This window comes from Bacillus sp. DX4.1 (genome assembly GCF_030348195.1).
Classification (GTDB): Bacteria; Bacillota; Bacilli; order Bacillales; family Bacillaceae_G; genus Bacillus_A.
In genome coordinates this window covers 3441616-3461073 of sequence record NZ_JAUCFT010000008.1, presented here as the reverse complement: position 1 = coordinate 3461073, position 19458 = coordinate 3441616, and the positions used below count along the sequence as shown (strand labels likewise).

The following is a 19458-nucleotide window of genomic DNA, read 5'->3' as shown; positions in this document are numbered from 1 at the left end:
TTCCTCCACTGATCAAAGTTTCACTTTATCTCTTTCCTAGGCAGGAAAAATGTGTGTGCGGTAAGGGAGCTTATTTCGGATACACTAACGGTACATTGCAGCCGGGAGGAATGTACACGTGAATGATATCTATATGGAAATTAAGCAAGAATTACAATTGATGAGGAAAGAACTACAGGAGCGACTGGCAAAAGAAGCGATGCACACCTATCATATGGAATTTGGACAGGAATTGGGATATGAGTCCACGCGAAATTCTAAAAAGAAGTTGTTATTACATGATATGAGAGAAGATTTAAAAGACGTAGAGCGAGCGCTATTTAAAATGGAAATTGACATGTATGGTGTTTGCGAAGAAACAGGAAAAAATATTCCAGTAAGGCAAATGAAGATGATGCCAACCGCTCGTACGATTTGTGAATTCCTATATGACAAAGTGAACGTGCTATAAGTGCTTGTTCAAAAAGAAGGATAAAGAGAGCGGAGTAGTTCGAGGCACGGAAGCCAGGAGGATACGGAGTGTAGAGTGAACTACATGAGTACCAGAGTGACGACGTAACGAAGAAATAGGGCGGCTATCTTTACCGAATTTTTTGAACATCTGCTATAAGCACAACGATATTATAGTACCTTTTTTCATTTTATTTTATTCTTCCGCAAAGGTTCATTGTGAAAACATAGCAGCTATGCTAAAATTTTGAGGTACACTGTCTTTGTGGGGGAAATGAAAATGATATATTACTTAATAGCATTGTTTGTTATTGCCATCGATCAAATATCGAAATGGTTGATTGTGAAGAATATGGAATTAGGTACGAGTATACCGATTATTGATAATGTGTTATACATAACATCTCATCGGAATCGAGGAGCTGCCTGGGGCATTTTAGAAAATAAAATGTGGTTCTTCTATATTATCACAGTTGTTTTTGTTGCCTTTATCGTATTTTATATGAAAAAATACGCAAAAACAGATAAACTCCTAGGCATTTCATTAGGTCTTATTTTAGGCGGAGCAATAGGTAATTTTATTGATCGTGTATTTAGACAAGAAGTGGTGGATTTTATTCACGTGTATATTTTCTCATACAACTATCCAGTATTTAATATAGCTGATTCAGCTTTATGTATTGGTGTTGTATTAATTATTATTCAAACCCTATTAGAAGGAAAGAAAATGAAGGAGTAATTGAATGAGCGAAGTAGTACAAGTAACAGTTACAGAAGAACAAAAAAGTGAGCGAATTGATAAGTTTGTTGCAGGTGTGAACAATGAATGGTCACGCTCACAAGTACAACAATGGATTAAAGATGGTGTTGTAACCGTAAATGGAAATGACATTAAAGGAAATTATAAAGTAAAGGTAAATGACGAAATTGCAATTGCAATTCCAGAACCAGAAGAACTTGATATTTTGCCAGAAGATATGAACTTAGAAATTTATTATGAAGATGCAGATGTACTTGTTGTGAATAAGCCACGTGGTATGGTTGTACATCCAGCACCTGGACACACAAGGGGTACGTTAGTAAATGGATTGATGTATCATTGTACAGATTTATCAGGAATCAATGGTGTAATGCGTCCGGGTATTGTACACCGCATTGATAAGGATACTTCTGGTTTATTAATGGTTGCAAAAAATGATATGGCGCATGAATCTCTTGTGAATCAGCTTGTAGCAAAAACGGTAACAAGACGCTATAAGGCAATTGTTCACGGCGTAATTCCGCACGATAAAGGAACAATTGATGCACCAATTGGTCGTGATAAGAAAGACCGTCAAAGTATGACAGTTGAGGATAAGGGAAAGAATGCTGTAACACATTTTCATGTGTTAGAGCGATTCAACAACTTTACACTTGTCGAATGCCGTTTAGAAACAGGGCGTACGCATCAAATTCGTGTTCATATGAAATATATTGGTTTTCCACTTGCAGGAGATCCAAAATATGGTCCGAAGAAAACAATGGATATAAATGGACAAGCACTTCATGCTGGAATTTTAGGATTCAATCACCCGCGTACAGGAGAATATATCGAGTTTGAAGCACCGATTCCACAAGTATTTGAAGAAGTTTTAAATGATTTACGTAAATAATATTGACAAAACCGAAAAAAACTGCGATACTAACAACAGTTAAATAATGATCCTTTAACACAGCCCCGTGAGGTTGAGAAGGTAACGGTTTGAAATGCTTAGGGTATGCTTATACCCTTTTTCAAAAAATCCTCTCGCACACGACGAGAGGATTTTTTTTATACCATTCCTCTCACGCAAGAAAAAGCTTGGAGGTGCAGAATATGGAAGAAAAAGCAGTTGTTCTAGATGATCAAATGATTCGCCGCGCTTTAACACGCATTAGTCACGAAATTGTGGAGCGTAATAAAGGTGTTGAGAATTGTGTTCTTGTCGGGATTAAAACACGTGGTATCTTTATCGCACAGCGTTTGGCAGAACGTATCGGGCAAATTGAAGGGAAAGAAATGGCAGTAGGGGAATTAGACATTACGTTATACCGTGATGATTTAACACTACAATCCAAAAATAAAGAACCGCTTGTAAAAGGTTCTGATATTCCAGTAGATATTACAAAGAAAAAGGTCATTCTTGTTGATGATGTACTATATACAGGTAGAACGGTTCGAGCGGCAATGGATGCTCTGATGGATCTAGGTAGACCATCACAAATCCAACTAGCTGTTCTTGTAGACAGAGGTCACCGTGAATTACCAATTCGCGCTGACTATGTTGGGAAAAACATTCCAACATCAAGTGAAGAACGTATTGAGGTTGATTTGCAAGAGACAGATCAGCAAGATCGAGTAAGCATATACGATAAGTAAAGCCCTTTTAAATGTGGTCCCGTGAGGCTGCCAAAGGGTCTTGACTTTCATATGTCAAATTTGACATATGAAAGTATAGGACTCTTTGTGCACAGGGCACAAAGAGTTTTTTTATTGCGAAATTTTCATACTGAAGGAGGATGCAACAATGGAGCAAAAGCCAGTGTTAGACATTCATGAAGTACCGAAACCGGGAAAATGGTTATTTTTAAGTATACAACATTTGTTTGCGATGTTTGGATCAACAGTGCTAGTTCCGTTTTTAACAGGATTGAATCCATCAGTAGCTTTAATCTCAAGTGGATTAGGAACGCTAGCGTTTCTTCTTATAACAAAAGGTCAAGTACCAGCATATCTAGGATCATCATTCGCGTTTATCGCACCAATTATTACAGCAAAGACAGCAGGTGGACCAGGGGCGGCGATGCTTGGTGGTTTACTAGCAGGACTTGTTTACATCTTAATTTCACTTGGAATTAAGAGGTCTGGATCGAATTGGATTATGAAGTTACTTCCTCCGATTGTAGTTGGTCCGGTTGTAATGGTTATTGGTTTAGCTTTAGCGCATACAGCGGTTAATATGGCAATGAATGGTGCGGATGGCAAGTATAATTTTACACACTTTTCAGTAGCACTAGTAACACTAGCGATTACAATCATTTTCTCCATATTTGGAAGAGGGTTTTTCAGTATCATACCGGTCTTACTCGGGATTATCGGAGGATATATCTTCGCTTACTTCCAAGGATTAGTAAACTTAAAGCCGGTGGCTGAGGCGAAATGGTTTGATGTACCAGACTTTGTAGTACCGTTTGTAACTTATACTCCAGAGTTTTCATGGAAGATTGTACTCTTAATGGTACCAGTTGCACTTGTAACGATTTCAGAACATATCGGACATCAAATCGTACTTGGAAATGTTATTAACCGAGACTTAATTGAAAAACCAGGCTTGCATCGCTCGATTTTTGGAGATGGTGTTGCAACATTAATCGCCTCTGTAATCGGAGGGCCACCAAATACAACGTACGGTGAAAACATTGGCGTACTCGCAATTACGAGAGCATACAGTGTGTACCTATTCTTTGGATCAGCGGTATTCGCAATCATGTTCGGGTTTATCGGAAAGATTTCAGCGCTGATTCATTCGATTCCAACACCAGTTATGGGCGGTGTATCAATCCTGCTCTTCGGTGTAATTGCATCAAGTGGTTTACGCATGATGGTAGATGAGAAAACAGACTTAAGCGATAAACGAAACTTAATAATCGCATCGGTGATTCTCGTAATCGGTATTGGTGGTGCGGTACTTCGTGTCGGAGAATCATTCCAAGTGGAAGGGATGGCATTAGCGGCAATCGTTGGGGTACTGTTACATCTAGTATTACCTGAAATGAAACAAAAAGAACAATCAAAGCAGATTGCTTCATAAAAACAACCTTTTAATTCAGTCCTGTGAGACGGAAAAGGGTGGCTACTTTCTGGCACCCTAGTCTCACATGACTAGGGTATTTTTATGCAGTTATTGTTATATAAATACAAAGATGTTATCATAAAAATCAGAAAGATGAGGGATGACAATGAGCCATTTGTTAACGATGAGTGAATTATCGGAGTTAGAGATTTCAGAAATCCTGAAAGACGCAGAAGATTTCGCGAATGGAAAAGAGAGAAAAACATCGGAGCAAACATTTGTAGCAAACTTGTTCTTTGAAAATAGTACGAGAACAAAGTTTAGCTTCGAAGTTGCCGAGAAGAAATTAGGGTTGGATGTTTTAAACTTCTCTGCAGACTCTTCTAGCGTACAAAAAGGAGAAACATTATACGATACGATAAGAACACTAGAATCAATCGGAACAAAAGCAGTAGTTATCCGCCATCAACAAGATCGCTACTTTGATGAGCTAAAAGACAATGTAAATATTCCAATCTTAAATGCCGGAGATGGATGTGGAAATCATCCAACACAATGTTTACTCGATTTACTAACGATTAAACAAGAGTTTGGAAGATTTGAAGGATTAAAGGTTGCGATTGTTGGAGATATTCGTCATAGCCGAGTAGCTCGCTCAAATGCTGAAGCATTAACAAAGTTAGGAGCAACAATCTACTTTGCTAGCCCAGAAGAGTGGAAAGATGAAACAAACACATTTGGAACATACAAAGATTTAGATGAACTTGTTCCAGAAGTTGATGTGATGATGTTATTACGTGTACAACATGAACGTCATGATCATTATGAAACAGACATCATGAAAGAGTATCATGTAGAGCACGGATTAACGATTGAACGCGAAAAAAGGATGAAACAAGGAAGCATTATTATGCACCCAGCTCCTGTAAACCGTGATGTAGAAATTGCAAGCGAGCTTGTTGAGTGTGAGCGTTCTCGCATTTTCAAACAGATGGAAAATGGAGTTTACGTAAGAATGGCTGTACTAAAACGCGCATTACCAAATGTATTAGGAGGAATGAAACATGAATTATTTGTTTAAAAATGGACGTTATCTAAATGAAGAAGGAAATATTGTAACAACAGATCTTCTTGTACAAGACGGTAAAATTGCGAAAGTAGCAGAAAATATTACGGCAGAAAATGTTGAAGTAATAGATGTAAATGGAAAATTAATCGCACCTGGATTAGTGGATGTACATGTGCATCTTCGTGAACCAGGCGGTGAACATAAAGAAACAATTGCAACAGGGACACTCGCAGCTGCAAAAGGTGGATTTACAACGATTTGCGCAATGCCAAATACCCGCCCTGTACCAGATAGTAAAGAACATATGGAAGATTTACAAAAACGAATTCAAGAAAAAGCACATGTAAATGTACTGCCATATGGGGCAATTACAGTACGTCAAGCAGGTGCTGAAATGACAGATTTTGAAACATTAAAGGAGCTAGGCGCATTCGCGTTCACTGATGATGGAGTTGGTGTACAAGATGCAAGCATGATGCTTGCAGCGATGAAACGTGCAGCAAAATTAGATATGGCAGTCGTTGCGCACTGTGAAGAAAATACGCTTATTAATAAAGGTTGTGTACATGAAGGGGAATTTTCTAAAGAACATGGCCTAAACGGAATTCCATCTGTATGTGAATCCGTACATATTGCTCGTGACATATTACTTGCAGAGGCAGCTAATTGTCACTATCACGTATGTCACGTAAGCACAAAAGGATCTGTACGTGTCATTCGTGATGCAAAACGTGCTGGAATTAAAGTAACAGCAGAAGTAACACCGCATCACTTAGTACTATGTGAAGATGATATCCCTGGTGTTGACCCAAACTTTAAAATGAATCCACCGCTTCGCGGAAAAGAAGATCATGAGGCGTTAATTGAAGGATTATTAGATGGAACAATCGATATGATTGCAACGGATCATGCACCGCATACGGCAGAAGAAAAAGCACAAGGAATTGAAAGAGCACCATTCGGAATTACTGGTTTTGAAACAGCGTTCCCGCTTCTTTACACAAACCTTGTGAAAAAAGGAATTATTACATTAGAACAATTAATTCGATTCTTAACAGAAAAACCAGCTGATACATTTGGCTTAGAAGCTGGTCGTCTGCAGGAAGGTAGAGCGGCAGATATTACAATTATTGATTTAGAACAAGAAGAAGAGATTGATCCAACAACATTCTTATCAAAAGGAAAAAACACGCCATTTACAGGCTGGAAGTGCCAAGGATGGCCGGTTATGACAGTAGTTGGCGGTAAGATCGCATGGCAAAAGGAGAGTGCATTAGTATGAAAAGACAGCTTATCTTAGAAGATGGAACAGTATTAATTGGAAAAGGCTTCGGCGGAGAAATTGAAAAATCGGGGGAAGTCGTATTTACAACAGGGATGACAGGATACCAAGAAACATTATCTGATCCATCATACTGCGGTCAAATCGTGACATTTACGTATCCATTAATCGGAAACTACGGGATTAATCGTGACGATTTTGAATCGATTCAGCCATCTGTACACGGCTTAATCGTTAACGAGATTTGTGATCACCCATCTAACTTTCGTAACGAAATCTCATTAGATAAGTATTTACAAGGAAGAAATATTCCAGGATTAGCAGGAATTGATACAAGAAAATTAACACGAAAAATTCGTCAATATGGAACACTGCGCGGACGTCTTTGTAATATGGATGCAGATGTAGACTACATTGTTAGTCAACTAAAAGCAACAGTATTTACAGATCATGTGAAGCGTGTATCTACAAAAGACCCATACCCAAGTCCAGGACGTGGATACCGTGTTGTTCTTGTTGATTTCGGTATGAAGCACGGCATTTTACGCGAATTAAATAAGCGCGATTGCGATGTGATTGTTGTGCCATATAACACAACAGCAGAAGAAATTCTACGTTTAAGTCCAGATGGAATTATGCTCAGTAACGGACCTGGAGATCCAAAAGATGTACCTGAAGCAATCGAAATGCTGAAAGGGATTCTTGGGAAAGTACCATTATTCGGAATTTGCCTTGGCCACCAATTGTTTGCTCTAGCATCTGGTGCAAATACAATCAAATTAAAATTTGGTCACCGTGGTTTAAACCATCCTGTAAAACATGTAGCAACAGGAAAAGTTGCTATTACTTCTCAAAACCACGGCTATGCAGTAGAGGGAGAATCAATAAAGAGTACAGATCTTGAAATTACACATGTTGCCTTAAACGATGGCACAGTAGAAGGCCTTCGTCATACGAAGTTCCCAGCATTCACTGTACAATATCATCCAGAAGCATCAGCAGGACCGGAAGATGCAAACAACTTATTTGAAGATTTCCTAGCAATGATTGAAAACTTTAAGAAAGAAGGGGAAGAGTTATGCCAAAACGCCTAGACATTAACACCATTTTAGTAATCGGATCAGGACCAATTGTAATCGGGCAAGCAGCGGAGTTTGATTACTCTGGAACACAAGCTTGTCAATCTCTTAGAGAAGAAGGTTACAAAGTTATCCTTGTTAACTCTAACCCAGCAACAATTATGACAGATACTGCAACTGCAGATAAAGTATATATTGAACCATTAACATTAGAATTCGTAAGCCGCATTATTCGTAAAGAACGCCCAGATGCAATCTTGCCAACACTTGGCGGACAAACAGGTTTAAACATGGCTGTTGAACTTGCAAAATCAGGTGTACTAGAAGAGTGTGGAGTTGAAATTTTAGGAACGAAATTATCAGCAATTGAACAAGCGGAAGACCGTGATTTATTCCGTACATTAATGCAAGAATTAAACGAACCAATTCCATCTAGTACAATTATTCACACGTTAGAAGAAGCACATGAATTTGTAAAAGAAATTGGTTATCCGGTTATCGTTCGCCCAGCATTTACAATGGGTGGAACAGGCGGCGGAATTTGTAATGATGAACAAGAACTAATTGAAATCGTCTCAGGTGGTTTAAAACATAGCCCAGTAACACAATGTCTACTAGAAAAAAGCATCGCAGGTTGTAAAGAAATTGAATATGAAGTAATGCGTGATGCAAACGACAATGCCATCGTAGTATGTAACATGGAAAACATCGACCCAGTTGGCGTACATACAGGGGATTCCATCGTTGTTGCGCCAAGCCAAACGCTAAGTGATCGTGAATATCAAATGCTTCGTAACACATCATTAAAAATTATTCGTGCACTAGGCATTGAAGGTGGATGTAACGTTCAGCTTGCACTTGACCCATATAGCTTCCAATACTATGTAATTGAAGTGAACCCACGTGTAAGTCGCTCATCTGCACTAGCGTCTAAAGCAACAGGTTACCCAATTGCAAAATTAGCAGCGAAAATCGCAGTGGGTTTAACGCTGGATGAAATCATCAACCCGGTTACACAAAAAACATATGCATGCTTTGAGCCAGCATTAGACTATGTGGTTTCCAAAATTCCACGCTGGCCATTTGATAAGTTTGAATCAGCAAACCGCACACTCGGTACACAAATGAAAGCGACTGGAGAAGTTATGTCTATCGGTCGTAACCTAGAACAGTCATTGTTAAAAGCAGTTCGTTCTCTAGAGCTTGGCGTTTATCACCTAGAGCTGGATTATCTAAAAGAACTTGATAAAGAAACAATGAAAAAACGCATTATAAAAGCAGATGATGAACGCCTGTTCGTAGTAGCAGAAGCGATTCGTCAAGGTGTAACGAAGAAAGAAATTAATGAATGGTGTGAAATGGACTTCTTCTTCTTACAAAAAATCGAGAACATCGTAAACATGGAATGTAAAGTGAAAGAGTATGTAGGCGATATGGAAGTGTTACAAGAAGCGAAAGTAATGGGCTTTAGCGATCATTATATTGCAGCAGCTTGGAACAAAACAGAGCGTGAAGTATACGACATGCGTATAGAAAACAACATGATACCAGTATACAAAATGGTAGATACTTGTGCGGCAGAGTTTGAATCTGCAACGCCATACTACTACAGCACATATGGTGATGAAAACGAATCAATCGTTACAGATCGCAAAAGTGTAGTTGTTCTTGGGTCTGGTCCAATCCGTATCGGTCAAGGTGTTGAATTTGACTATGCAACAGTACACTCTGTATGGGCAATTAAAGAAGCTGGTTATGAAGCAATTATTGTGAATAATAACCCAGAAACAGTTTCAACAGACTTCAGTATCTCTGACAAACTGTACTTTGAACCACTAACAATTGAAGATGTCATGCACATTATCGATTTAGAGAAACCAGAAGGTGTTATCGTTCAATTCGGTGGACAAACGGCAATTAACTTAGCTGCTAAATTAGAAGAACACGGTGTGAAAATTTTAGGAACATCACTTGAAGATTTAGATCGTGCAGAAGATCGTGATAAATTTGAAGCAGCATTAACAAAATTAGGTATCCCGCAGCCAGTTGGTAAAACAGCAACAACGGTAGAACAAGCGGTAGCAAACGCTGAAGAAATTGGTTACCCAGTACTTGTAAGACCATCTTACGTACTTGGCGGACGTGCGATGGAAATCGTCTATCGTCAAGAAGAACTATTGCACTACATGAAAAACGCAGTAAAAGTTCACGCTGAGCATCCGGTACTAATTGACCGCTACATGGTTGGGAAAGAAATTGAAGTAGATGCAATTTCTGACGGTGAGAATGTATTTATTCCAGGTATTATGGAACATATTGAGCGAGCTGGGGTTCACTCTGGTGACTCGATCGGCGTATATCCACCGCAAAGTATATCCGAAAAAATTAAAGAGCAAATTATCGAAAATACAATTTCTCTGGCAAAAGGACTAAACATCATTGGTTTACTAAATATCCAGTTTGTAGTGTTCAAAGATGAAGTGTATGTACTAGAAGTAAATCCGCGTGCGAGCCGTACGGTACCATTCTTAAGCAAAATTACAGGCGTACCGATGGCAAATATCGCAACGAAAGTTATTCTAGGTGCATCATTAGTAGAGCAAGGATATAAAACAGGTTATCATCCAGAAGCGAAAGAAGTATATGTAAAAGCACCGGTATTCTCCTTTGCAAAATTGCGTTCTGTTGATACAACATTAGGACCTGAAATGAAATCAACAGGGGAAGTAATGGGGAAAGATTTAACGCTTGAAAAAGCATTGTATAAAGGACTTGTTGCTTCTGGAATCAGCATTCCAACACATGGATCTGTTATTATCACTGTGGCAGATAAAGATAAAGAAGAAGCAATGGAGATCGCAAAACGCTTCCATGAAATTGGCTATAACTTATTAGCGACAGCAGGAACGGCGAAATCATTGACAGAACAAGATATTCCAGTTCAAGTTGTAAACAAAATTGATTCTGAAGACTACAACTTACTTGATATCATTCGTCAAGGAAAAGCACAATTTGTAATTAACACATTAACAAAAGGAAAACAACCAGCGCGTGATGGCTTCCGTATTCGTCGTGAGTCTGTAGAGAATGGTGTTGCATGCTTAACATCACTTGATACAACAAGAGCGATTCTAAGAGTATTAGAATCTATGACATTCTCTGCTCACGCAATGAAAGAAGTAGCGCCAACAGAGCGTCACGAGGTGATACATGCATGATGCAAAAGCAAAATATGGTTGTCGTTAACCAAATAGAAATCGCCAAAAACATTTACGAATTAGTGCTCCAAGGTGATTTAGTGCAGCAAATGAACGAACCAGGGCAGTTTGTACACATTAAAGTAGCAGAAGGCATTACGCCTCTGCTACGTCGCCCAATTAGTATTTGTAATGTTGATCAAGAGAAGAACGAATTTACAATGCTTTATCGTGCGGAAGGACAGGGAACAAAAACACTAGCGAAGAAAAAACAAGGTGAACTTGTAGACGTATTAGGACCATTAGGTCATGGATTTCCTGTAGAAGAAGCGGAAGCAGGACAGACAGCTTTATTAGTAGGAGGCGGAATTGGTGTACCTCCACTTTATGAGTTATCACAACGTCTTGTTGCAAAAGGAGTACGTGTTATTCACATCTTAGGATTTCAGTCAAAAGATGTTGTCTTCTATGAAGAAAAATTTGCAGAGCTTGGTGATACGTATGTAGCAACAGTCGATGGTACACACGGTACAAAAGGATTTGTAACAGATGTCATCGATGAATATGGAATTGACTTTGACATTTTATATTCATGTGGACCTCTTGCGATGCTACGTGCATTAGAAGGCCGTTATAAAGAGAAAAAAGCATATATTTCACTTGAAGAACGTATGGGCTGCGGTATCGGAGCATGTTTCGCTTGTGTATGTCACCTGCAAGAAGATCCAACTGGATATTCTTACAAGAAGGTGTGCAGTGACGGTCCGGTATTTCCGATTGGGGAGGTTGTACTATGAACAGATTGCAAGTTGACTTACCAGGATTATCGTTGAAGAATCCAATCATCCCAGCATCTGGCTGTTTCGGATTTGGTCGTGAGTATGCACAATTTTACGATTTAAGCGTACTTGGATCAATCATGATTAAAGCAACGACAGAACAACCTCGTTTTGGAAACCCAACGCCTCGCGTTGCTGAAACACCAGGCGGAATGCTAAATGCAATCGGTCTGCAAAATCCAGGTCTAGAAAAAGTGATGAGTTCAGAATTACCATGGCTGGACCAATTTGATCTGCCGATTATTGCAAACGTTGCTGGTTCACAAGCAGAGGATTACGTGGCGGTTGCCAAAGAAATTTCTAAAGCACCAAACGTTCATGCATTAGAGTTAAATATTTCTTGTCCAAACGTAAAAACGGGCGGTATTGCTTTTGGGACAGTGCCAGAAATTGCTGCGGATTTAACGAAGCGAGTGAAAGAGGTTTCTGAAGTTCCAGTATATGTAAAATTATCACCGAATGTGGCAAACATTGTTGAGATTGCAAAGGCAATCGAAAATGCTGGTGCAGACGGATTAACGATGATCAATACATTGCTTGGCATGCGTTTAGATTTAAAAACAGCAAAACCAATTTTAGCAAACCGTACAGGTGGACTATCCGGACCGGCAATTAAGCCAGTTGCGATTCGTATGGTGCATGAAGTAAGTCAAGCTGTTAACATTCCGATTATCGGAATGGGCGGTATTGAATCGGCGGAAGATGTAATTGAATTCTTCTACGCTGGTGCAAGTGCGGTTGCAGTCGGAACAGCGAATTTTGTTGATCCGCTCGTATGTCCGACGATTATTGAAGAATTACCAGCACTTTTAGATGAATTAGGATTTGAACATATTTCGGAATGTCAAGGAAGGAGCTGGAAATAAACATGTCACAGTCGCTAATCGTTGCACTGGATTTTCCAGGTAAAGCAGAGGTAGAACAGTTTTTAAGTCACTTTGAAGAGGAACAATTATTCGTCAAAGTTGGTATGGAACTGTTTTACAAAGAGGGACCTGCTATTATTACTTATTTAAAGGAAAAAGGACATCAAATCTTTCTAGATTTAAAACTTCATGATATTCCGAATACAGTGAAAAGCGCAATGCGCAGCTTAGCTAGTTTAGATGTCGATATGGTAAATGTTCATGCTGCTGGGGGAAGCAACATGATGAAAGCAGCGCTTGAGGGATTAGAGGCAGGTAAACAAGAAGGAAAAGAGAGACCGATTTGCATTGCAGTTACACAACTAACAAGCACATCGGAAGCTATGATGAAAAAAGAGATTGGTATTGAGAAAACGTTAGAAGAAGCGGTTGCTCATTATGCCAAATTAACGAAAGAAAGCGGACTAGATGGCGTTGTTTGTTCAACGCTGGAAGTACCAAAATTACGTGAAGTATGCGGGAGTGCATTTGTAACAGTAACACCGGGAATTCGTCTTGCAAGTGATGATGTGAATGATCAAGTGCGCGTAGCAACGCCAAAGCGTGCTCGTGAACTTGGTTCAAGCTACATCGTAGTAGGACGTAGTATTACGAAGGCAGAAAATCCGCTTGCAGCGTATAGAACAATAAAACAACAGTGGGAAGGTGTAACAATATGAAAAAAGAAATCGCATCTCATCTATTAGAAATTGGAGCAGTATTTTTACAACCAAACGATCCATTTACATGGTCTTCTGGCATGAAATCACCAATTTATTGTGATAATCGTTTAACGTTATCTTATCCGAAAGTACGCCAAGCGATTGCAGCAGGATTAGAAGAGTTAATTCAAGCACACTTTCCTACTGTAGAGGTTATTGCAGGAACAGCAACAGCTGGTATTGCGCATGCAGCTTGGGTAAGTGACCGCATGAACTTACCAATGTGCTATGTACGTAGCAAAGCAAAAGGTCATGGTAAAGGAAACCAGATCGAAGGCAAAGCAGAAAAAGGTCAAAAAGTAGTAGTAGTAGAAGATTTAATTTCAACAGGTGGCAGTGCCATTACTTGTGTAGAAGCACTCCGCGCGGCAGGTTGTGAAGTATTGGGAATCGTATCAATCTTCACATACGAGCTTGAAGCAGGAAAAGAAAAATTAGCAGAAGCGAACGTAATATCATACTCTTTAAGCGACTACAGTGCACTTACTGAAGTAGCAGCAGAAAAAGGGATGATTGGTCAAGCTGAAACGAAGAAATTGCAAGAATGGCGTAAAAATCCAGCTAACGAGGCTTGGATTACAGCGTAACAAAGAAAACACGACCGTGGGGGGAAACTCGGTCGTGTTTTTTTATGGGTAAATAATTTGTTTAGAAGTAAAAACAAAAAAAGATGGAAGGTACATAGTTATTGTTTTCTTTCTACAGCTTTATTCCCTTTTATAAATAATAAAGTCATATAAGAAACGATAAATGAAAAAATACTATACATACCAACCCAAAAGAAAAAGGACGGACTAAACATTGTAACTCCTAAAATAAGAAAAATGGCAAACGTTACAATGGGCATAACATAATACGTTTTTGTTATACGAGTTCCAATCACTGAAATGATAAAAATAAGCAATGGACAAATAAATAAGACGGAGATAAATTCACTCATGGTCATGTCCTCTTTTCTTAAGAAGTGATTCGTTTCTCGTAAACGTTTTGAAGTATTGTTAAAAAAGTGAATGAAAAGTTATTACTAGATGATGATGGATCTAAAATATAAGAAGGTGCTACCTCGTTGCGAGATAGCACCTTTTTTATCCCGCTATTCGCGGGCAATAATACCCTCACCTCAAGATTCTAAGGAATAGGTGGGGGATGAAGAAAACCCCACTGATTAAAGTTTCACTTTATTGCTTCACCGAATGAGCTTTTTGCATCTTTTTAATTAACCGAATTTGTCCGCGATGATTTAGTTCATCTTCAAAGACGTGAAACCATTTGAAATAATTGTTTGCTGGTTTGTCATGCCAAAACGGCGTTGTTTTATAGAGCCATTCATCTGGCAGTGATTGAAACGTTACGATAGTTTTAGCGCGGACTTCTTGCAACGTATTTATGTAGTAGTCTATTGGGTGGTTTTTAATATTTTGACGTCCAAGATCTCCTAATTCAATTCCTGGTAACCAGCGCTCTAATTCAGCTTTCGTGGGCTCTCTATCTTCAAAGGTATGAATTTGATAGTAGTATTCAATTGCAGCCATATGATAGAGGAGCATGCCAATTGAATTTGCTTTATCATCGTACAAATAATCGAGTTCTTCAATCGTTAAATCTTGTACAGCCCGTAACGTTGTAGAGCGAGCGTAATTCATCATCGAAACAAGTTTGGAAAACTCCGCGTTTAATCCGTCGATCTTATCAATTAAGAAATTCAATATAGTTTCCTCCCAGAAAAAGATTTCTTCATTAAAAGATTTCTGTGTGTAGAAGGAAATTCCTTTTTCGGATAATCATACGGAATAAAGAAAAACCCCCCATTACAAGCGAAATCATCGCTAAATGGGGGGGCTTACATATAATTGGATACTTTTTGAACAATATATTGTAGTGTTGATTCCATTTTCGTATCGTCGACGTCGTCTCTATATTGATAATGAATAATTTGATGCTTTTTGAGTATGTAATAATCAAAGAGTGCTTGATATAGTGTCATATTGTTTTGAATTAAAATAACTGGTTCAAAGAGTTTCCGCAGCAGTATATCATCCTGTATAAGAATAAGTGCTGGATTTATAGCATTGAATACTTCTTTTTTTATATGTTCTTCATAAAATTTCTTTAATTTATTATTGCGTTCGTTTTGAGCCTGTATGATTTGCTCATATAGAACTAATGAATTGTTTTTTAAATCGGATAAAAACGATTCAGAGATGTAAAAAGAGATGAGTAATGACTGTTCAAATGTTTTTTGAAATCGCTCTCCAAATGGAACTGTCTCCTCAAAAATGGTTTGATCAATGCTGGTAATATATTCGGCATAAATTTGGACGATGTATTGGATAATCTCATCTTTTGATGAAAAATATTTGTACATAGTTGCTTTACTAATATCCATATAACGTGCAATGTCATCTGTTCGCAACGGACTTATTCCTTGCTTCTTAACGATAGGTAATAATTTATAAATGAGCTTTTTTTTCATTTCTACTTGATTATCGGCATTGTGATTTAACATAACAATCCTCCTTGTAACTCATTTTATTATAAATAATTTTATTAAGTTATACAAATTAAACTACAAATATATAATGAACTAAAAATGCAAAAATAGTTTACTTGGTATGAATGGTGTGTTATTCTCTTTTCACACCATTTTTTCGAAAGAAGGAGAGCTTATGAAAAAGAAGGAATTGGGTTCACAAGGATTAGAAGTATCGGAAATGGGATTAGGGTGTATGGGAATGTCTGAATTTTATGGTCAGACAGATGAGGTAGAAGCAACAAAAACAATTCATCGTGCTCTGGATCTTGGAATTACAATGTTCGATACAGCCGATATTTATGGATATGATGAAGAGGGAATTGGAACAAACGAAAAGTTAGTCGGAAAAGCATTGAAGCAATTCCGTCAGGGTGTAAAAATTGCAACGAAGTTTGGGGCACTGCGAAATGCAACAGAAGCACTCGGATACAATGGTTCACCTCAATATGTGAAAGAAGCATGTGAAGCAAGCTTAAGAAGATTAGGAACGGACTATATTGATTTATACTATTTGCATCGTGTTGATCCCGATACACCAATTGTAGAAACAGTAGGTGCAATGGCTGAGTTAGTTCAGGAAGGAAAGGTACGTTATATTGGACTATCGGAAGTGACAGGAGAGCAATTAAAAGCAGCTCATGCTATTCATCCCATCTCAGCTGTCCAAACAGAGTATTCCCTTTGGTCTCGCGATCCTGAGAAAGGTATTTTACAGGTATGCCGTGAGTTAGGTATTGGGTTTGTGCCGTATAGTCCACTCGGTCGCGGGTTTTTAACAGGAAATTTAACAAGCCGTGATCAATTAGCACCAAATGACTGGAGATATTATAACCCGCGTTTTTCAGAAGAGGCGTTTGCTTCTAATATGAAAATTGTTGAGGGAATTAAACAGCTTGCGCAAGAGAAGGAATGTACGCCAGCTCAATTAGCGCTTGCTTGGGTCGTTGCACAAGGTGAGGGAATCGTACCAATTCCAGGCACAAAACGAGTAAAGTATTTGGAGCAAAACGTAGCGGCTATTGAAATAACTTTAACAAAGGGAGAGTTAGCGTACTTAAATACCATTGCACCAATTGGTGATACGTTTGGTAATCGGTATTAAGATTGGTAATCATATAAAGAATCAATTGAAAAGATAAAGGGCGGGATTACGTGCATACAGAAAGCAGTCATTTTAGAAATGAATCATTTGCTAGAACGTTAGTAAAATCATTACGAGGAGAACGCGGGCATATTCCAATTAAGAATGCAATTGAAGATATAGATTGGGAACTATCAGGAAAGCAGATAGAAAACATTCCGTATTCTATCTATCAATTATTGAAGCATATGATATATTGGCAAGACTTTCTTTTACTTGGTTTGCAAGGTGAAAAACCACAATTGCCAACGGACGTGAAGGAGAGCTGGCCGGTTGAACATATGGCAAAGAGCCAAGAAGAATGGGAGGAAGTTATCGAACAATTCCTATCAGGAGTAGACACAGCTTGTACTATTGCCCAAACAACAAAACTAGATGAAGATTTAGCGCAATATCCAGATGTAACTCGTGCAGATACGTTGCGCAATATTGCTTCGCATAATAGTTATCATTTAGGAGAAATCGTATTGCTGCGTCGTTTATTGGAGGCTTGGCCTCCACCTAGTGGCGGTTATCCTATTTGAAAAATCATGAATGTAACATAGTTGAGTTTATCAATCGAGAATTTGTGTTTTTATTAAAGGAAAATAAGAAAAGTAAAAGAGGTGCTATCCATTTATTATGAAATGGATAGCACCTCTTTATGATGTTAAGCCTTTAATTTCATTACCGTATCCGCATCGGGTGTTACATACAAGGTTTGTTGATTATCATAGGTAACAAAACCAAGCTTCGCACCGCTTGGTTTTTTCACATGACGAATTTTTGTGAAGTCAACTGGAACAGAGCTAGATTCTTTTGCTTTACTGTAATAAGCAGCAAGTTTTGCGGCTTCTAATAAAGTTTCCTCAGAAGGTTCTAATGAACGAATGACAACGTGTGAACCTGGAATGTCTTTCGTATGTAACCAAATTTCATCACGACGTGCGAATTTAGTTGTTAAATAGTCATTTTGTTTATTGTTTTTACCGACTAAAATCTCTGTTCCATCGCTTGCAATATATTTATCTAATACAGGTTTTGTCGGTTTTTTCTTAGCATTTTTGGATTTGCGATTACGAACATATCCTTCTTCAGCTAATTCTTCACGGATTTCTGCAATATCTTTTGAAGAGGCAGCTTCCATTTGTTGCAGTAGGCTGTCAAAGTAAAGAATTTCTTCATTTGTTTTTTCAATTTGTTCGGTAACAATTGCGACAGAATTTTTTGCTTTTTGATACTTTTGGAAATAACGCTGTGTATTTTGTGATGGTGTTCGCAGTGGATCTAACGTAATTTTTACCGTTCTGCTATTTTCATCGTAGTAATTGATAACCTCAATTTCTTTGTCACCTTTTTTCAATGCATACATATTAGCAGTAAGTAATTCACCGAATAATTGATATTTATCGGCTTTGCCAGCGTCTTGCAATGTTTTTTGTAATTTAATTAATTTCTTTTCGTTTTTTGTTTTTTCATTGTGCATAAATCGTTCTAAGTCATGTGATTGCTGTTTCACACGATCGCGTTCTGCTTTTCCAAAGAAGAAGCGATCTAGCAGTTCACTTACAGACGAGAATGCTTTTTCTTCACCTTTTAGATGTGTAAGGGGGAATAAGTAAAAGAATTCTTTCCCGTTTGCCGTTATCATTGTTGGCGTATACTGATGTGATTTCAGCGATTTTTGTAATGTGAAAAATGCTTCTGATAATGCATTTTCATTTACCATGCCAGCTTGTGTGACCACTTCTTTTGCAAATAGTGGAGAAATCCCCATAAAGGATTGAACAAGTTGTTTATCCATATTTCCAGCTAAAAAGTCTAACGGTCTAATTAATTCTTCTTTCGTTTCAATCTGTAAAGGATTCTTTTTATGCTGCGCTGGTGGTGCGATATACTCTGCTCCAGCATATACAGTACGGTGACGGTTTACTGCTAAGGAAACGTGTTTTAAGCTATCCAAAATCATATTTGTTTTGAAGTCTACTAAAATAATATTGCTGTGACGACCCATAATTTCAATGATTAATGTTTTTACTGATTCATCACCAATTTCGTTACGGCTACGAACCGTAATTTGAATGATTCGTTCTAAATCAATTTGTTCAATCTTTTCAATAAATCCACCTTCTAAATGTTTGCGAAGCAACATGCAAAACATAGGCGGCAGAGCAGGTGAGTCATAACTTTGACTTGTAAGATGCATACGCGCATATGTAGAGTGGGCGGAGAGAAGTAGCTTTTGATTTTTTCCGTTTGCCCGAATATGTAACAGAATTTCATATTTAGACGGTTGATATATTTTGGAAATTCTTCCTGTTTGAAGAGAATTTGCAATTTCATGTGTAATCGCTCTCGTAAATAATCCATCGAATGCCATAATGAACACTCCTTTCTAACTAAATGTTAATTATAGCATTTTTTTGGACGAGGCTGAATAAGCTTTCATT

General features: G+C 38.2%; 19 protein-coding genes. 15 read left to right on the top strand and 4 right to left on the bottom strand.

Annotated elements, in window-relative coordinates; genetic code table 11:
* Positions 1-118: 118 nt before the first annotated feature.
* The 13 genes from QUF99_RS20480 (at position 119) to pyrE (ending at position 13942) form a co-directional block, all read left to right on the top strand.
* The gene (locus QUF99_RS20480; protein WP_289372400.1) at positions 119-451 is read left to right on the top strand and encodes a TraR/DksA C4-type zinc finger protein; all 333 of its coding nucleotides are present in this window, start codon (positions 119-121) and stop codon (positions 449-451) included.
* Between the two features lie 279 nt (positions 452-730).
* The gene (lspA, locus tag QUF99_RS20475; RefSeq protein WP_289372398.1) at positions 731-1189 is read left to right on the top strand and encodes a lipoprotein signal peptidase LspA; all 459 of its coding nucleotides are present in this window, start codon (positions 731-733) and stop codon (positions 1187-1189) included.
* Between the two features lie 4 nt (positions 1190-1193).
* Positions 1194-2102 carry an RluA family pseudouridine synthase gene (locus tag QUF99_RS20470; RefSeq protein ID WP_289372396.1) on the top strand — a complete coding sequence of 303 codons (909 nt, stop codon included), beginning with the start codon at positions 1194-1196 and terminating at the stop codon, positions 2100-2102.
* A gap of 203 nt (positions 2103-2305) precedes the next feature.
* Positions 2306-2848, top strand: coding sequence for a bifunctional pyrimidine operon transcriptional regulator/uracil phosphoribosyltransferase (gene pyrR, locus QUF99_RS20465; protein WP_289372394.1), 543 nt, complete (start codon positions 2306-2308; stop codon positions 2846-2848).
* A 148-nt stretch (positions 2849-2996) separates the two neighbouring features.
* Entirely contained in the window at positions 2997-4280 is a 1284-nt protein-coding gene (uraA, locus tag QUF99_RS20460; RefSeq protein ID WP_289372393.1) for a uracil permease, read from the top strand.
* Between the two features lie 148 nt (positions 4281-4428).
* Positions 4429-5343, top strand: a complete 915-nt coding sequence (gene pyrB, locus QUF99_RS20455) for an aspartate carbamoyltransferase (protein WP_286121584.1) — start codon at positions 4429-4431, stop codon at positions 5341-5343.
* Complete coding sequence (gene pyrC / locus QUF99_RS20450) at positions 5327-6613, top strand: dihydroorotase (RefSeq protein WP_289372392.1); 1287 nt, start codon at positions 5327-5329, stop codon at positions 6611-6613. The genes pyrB and pyrC overlap by 17 nt, the downstream gene beginning before the upstream one ends.
* Positions 6610-7707, top strand: coding sequence for a carbamoyl phosphate synthase small subunit (locus QUF99_RS20445; protein ID WP_289372391.1), 1098 nt, complete (start codon positions 6610-6612; stop codon positions 7705-7707). The genes pyrC and QUF99_RS20445 overlap by 4 nt, the downstream gene beginning before the upstream one ends.
* A complete protein-coding gene (gene carB, locus QUF99_RS20440) occupies positions 7692-10910 on the top strand; it encodes a carbamoyl-phosphate synthase large subunit (RefSeq protein WP_289372389.1) in 3219 nt (1072 codons plus the stop codon). Before QUF99_RS20445 ends, carB begins: the two co-directional genes overlap by 16 nt.
* The gene (pyrK, locus tag QUF99_RS20435) at positions 10907-11686 is read left to right on the top strand and encodes a dihydroorotate oxidase B electron transfer subunit (protein WP_289372387.1); all 780 of its coding nucleotides are present in this window, start codon (positions 10907-10909) and stop codon (positions 11684-11686) included. Before carB ends, pyrK begins: the two co-directional genes overlap by 4 nt.
* Complete coding sequence (pyrD, locus tag QUF99_RS20430; protein WP_289372386.1) at positions 11683-12594, top strand: dihydroorotate oxidase B catalytic subunit; 912 nt, start codon at positions 11683-11685, stop codon at positions 12592-12594. Before pyrK ends, pyrD begins: the two co-directional genes overlap by 4 nt.
* A 2-nt stretch (positions 12595-12596) precedes the next feature.
* On the top strand, positions 12597-13313 hold the full coding sequence (gene pyrF, locus QUF99_RS20425; protein ID WP_289372384.1) for an orotidine-5'-phosphate decarboxylase: 717 nt from the start codon (positions 12597-12599) through the stop codon (positions 13311-13313).
* The gene (gene pyrE, locus QUF99_RS20420) at positions 13310-13942 is read left to right on the top strand and encodes an orotate phosphoribosyltransferase (protein ID WP_289372382.1); all 633 of its coding nucleotides are present in this window, start codon (positions 13310-13312) and stop codon (positions 13940-13942) included. The genes pyrF and pyrE overlap by 4 nt, the downstream gene beginning before the upstream one ends.
* Before the next feature lie 98 nt (positions 13943-14040).
* Here pyrE and QUF99_RS20415 read toward each other — a convergent pair whose 3' ends face one another.
* From QUF99_RS20415 to QUF99_RS20405, 3 genes are all read right to left on the bottom strand, one after another.
* On the bottom strand, positions 14041-14295 hold the full coding sequence (locus tag QUF99_RS20415) for a YbeF family protein (RefSeq protein WP_289372380.1): 255 nt from the start codon (positions 14293-14295) through the stop codon (positions 14041-14043).
* A 238-nt stretch (positions 14296-14533) separates the two neighbouring features.
* Complete coding sequence (locus tag QUF99_RS20410) at positions 14534-15061, bottom strand: DinB family protein (protein WP_289372378.1); 528 nt, start codon at positions 15059-15061, stop codon at positions 14534-14536.
* A 134-nt stretch (positions 15062-15195) separates the two neighbouring features.
* Positions 15196-15861, bottom strand: coding sequence for a TetR/AcrR family transcriptional regulator (locus QUF99_RS20405; protein WP_289372376.1), 666 nt, complete (start codon positions 15859-15861; stop codon positions 15196-15198).
* Positions 15862-16021: 160 nt separating this feature from the next.
* Here QUF99_RS20405 and QUF99_RS20400 point away from each other — a divergent pair, with 160 nt between their 5' ends.
* Positions 16022-16990 (top strand): aldo/keto reductase, encoded by a 969-nt coding sequence (locus QUF99_RS20400; RefSeq protein ID WP_289372373.1) that lies wholly within the window; start codon positions 16022-16024, stop codon positions 16988-16990.
* Between the two features lie 50 nt (positions 16991-17040).
* A complete protein-coding gene (locus tag QUF99_RS20395; RefSeq protein ID WP_289372371.1) occupies positions 17041-17553 on the top strand; it encodes a DinB family protein in 513 nt (170 codons plus the stop codon).
* A 125-nt stretch (positions 17554-17678) separates the two neighbouring features.
* Here QUF99_RS20395 and QUF99_RS20390 read toward each other — a convergent pair whose 3' ends face one another.
* Positions 17679-19388 carry an Rqc2 family fibronectin-binding protein gene (locus tag QUF99_RS20390; RefSeq protein ID WP_289372369.1) on the bottom strand — a complete coding sequence of 570 codons (1710 nt, stop codon included), beginning with the start codon at positions 19386-19388 and terminating at the stop codon, positions 17679-17681.
* Between the last annotated feature and the right edge of the window lie 70 nt (positions 19389-19458).

Coding starts and splice junctions, on each gene's coding strand:
- QUF99_RS20470 (WP_289372396.1), top strand. CDS start 1,194: ATGAGCGAAGTAGTACAAGTAACAGTTACAGAAGAACAAAAAAGTGAG.
- lspA (WP_289372398.1), top strand. CDS start 731: ATGATATATTACTTAATAGCATTGTTTGTTATTGCCATCGATCAAATA.
- QUF99_RS20415 (WP_289372380.1), bottom strand. CDS start 14,295: ATGAGTGAATTTATCTCCGTCTTATTTATTTGTCCATTGCTTATTTTT.
- pyrK (WP_289372387.1), top strand. CDS start 10,907: ATGATGCAAAAGCAAAATATGGTTGTCGTTAACCAAATAGAAATCGCC.
- pyrF (WP_289372384.1), top strand. CDS start 12,597: ATGTCACAGTCGCTAATCGTTGCACTGGATTTTCCAGGTAAAGCAGAG.
- pyrE (WP_289372382.1), top strand. CDS start 13,310: ATGAAAAAAGAAATCGCATCTCATCTATTAGAAATTGGAGCAGTATTT.
- pyrR (WP_289372394.1), top strand. CDS start 2,306: ATGGAAGAAAAAGCAGTTGTTCTAGATGATCAAATGATTCGCCGCGCT.
- pyrB (WP_286121584.1), top strand. CDS start 4,429: ATGAGCCATTTGTTAACGATGAGTGAATTATCGGAGTTAGAGATTTCA.
- pyrD (WP_289372386.1), top strand. CDS start 11,683: ATGAACAGATTGCAAGTTGACTTACCAGGATTATCGTTGAAGAATCCA.
- QUF99_RS20405 (WP_289372376.1), bottom strand. CDS start 15,861: ATGTTAAATCACAATGCCGATAATCAAGTAGAAATGAAAAAAAAGCTC.
- uraA (WP_289372393.1), top strand. CDS start 2,997: ATGGAGCAAAAGCCAGTGTTAGACATTCATGAAGTACCGAAACCGGGA.
- QUF99_RS20390 (WP_289372369.1), bottom strand. CDS start 19,388: ATGGCATTCGATGGATTATTTACGAGAGCGATTACACATGAAATTGCA.
- carB (WP_289372389.1), top strand. CDS start 7,692: ATGCCAAAACGCCTAGACATTAACACCATTTTAGTAATCGGATCAGGA.
- QUF99_RS20445 (WP_289372391.1), top strand. CDS start 6,610: ATGAAAAGACAGCTTATCTTAGAAGATGGAACAGTATTAATTGGAAAA.
- QUF99_RS20400 (WP_289372373.1), top strand. CDS start 16,022: ATGAAAAAGAAGGAATTGGGTTCACAAGGATTAGAAGTATCGGAAATG.
- pyrC (WP_289372392.1), top strand. CDS start 5,327: ATGAATTATTTGTTTAAAAATGGACGTTATCTAAATGAAGAAGGAAAT.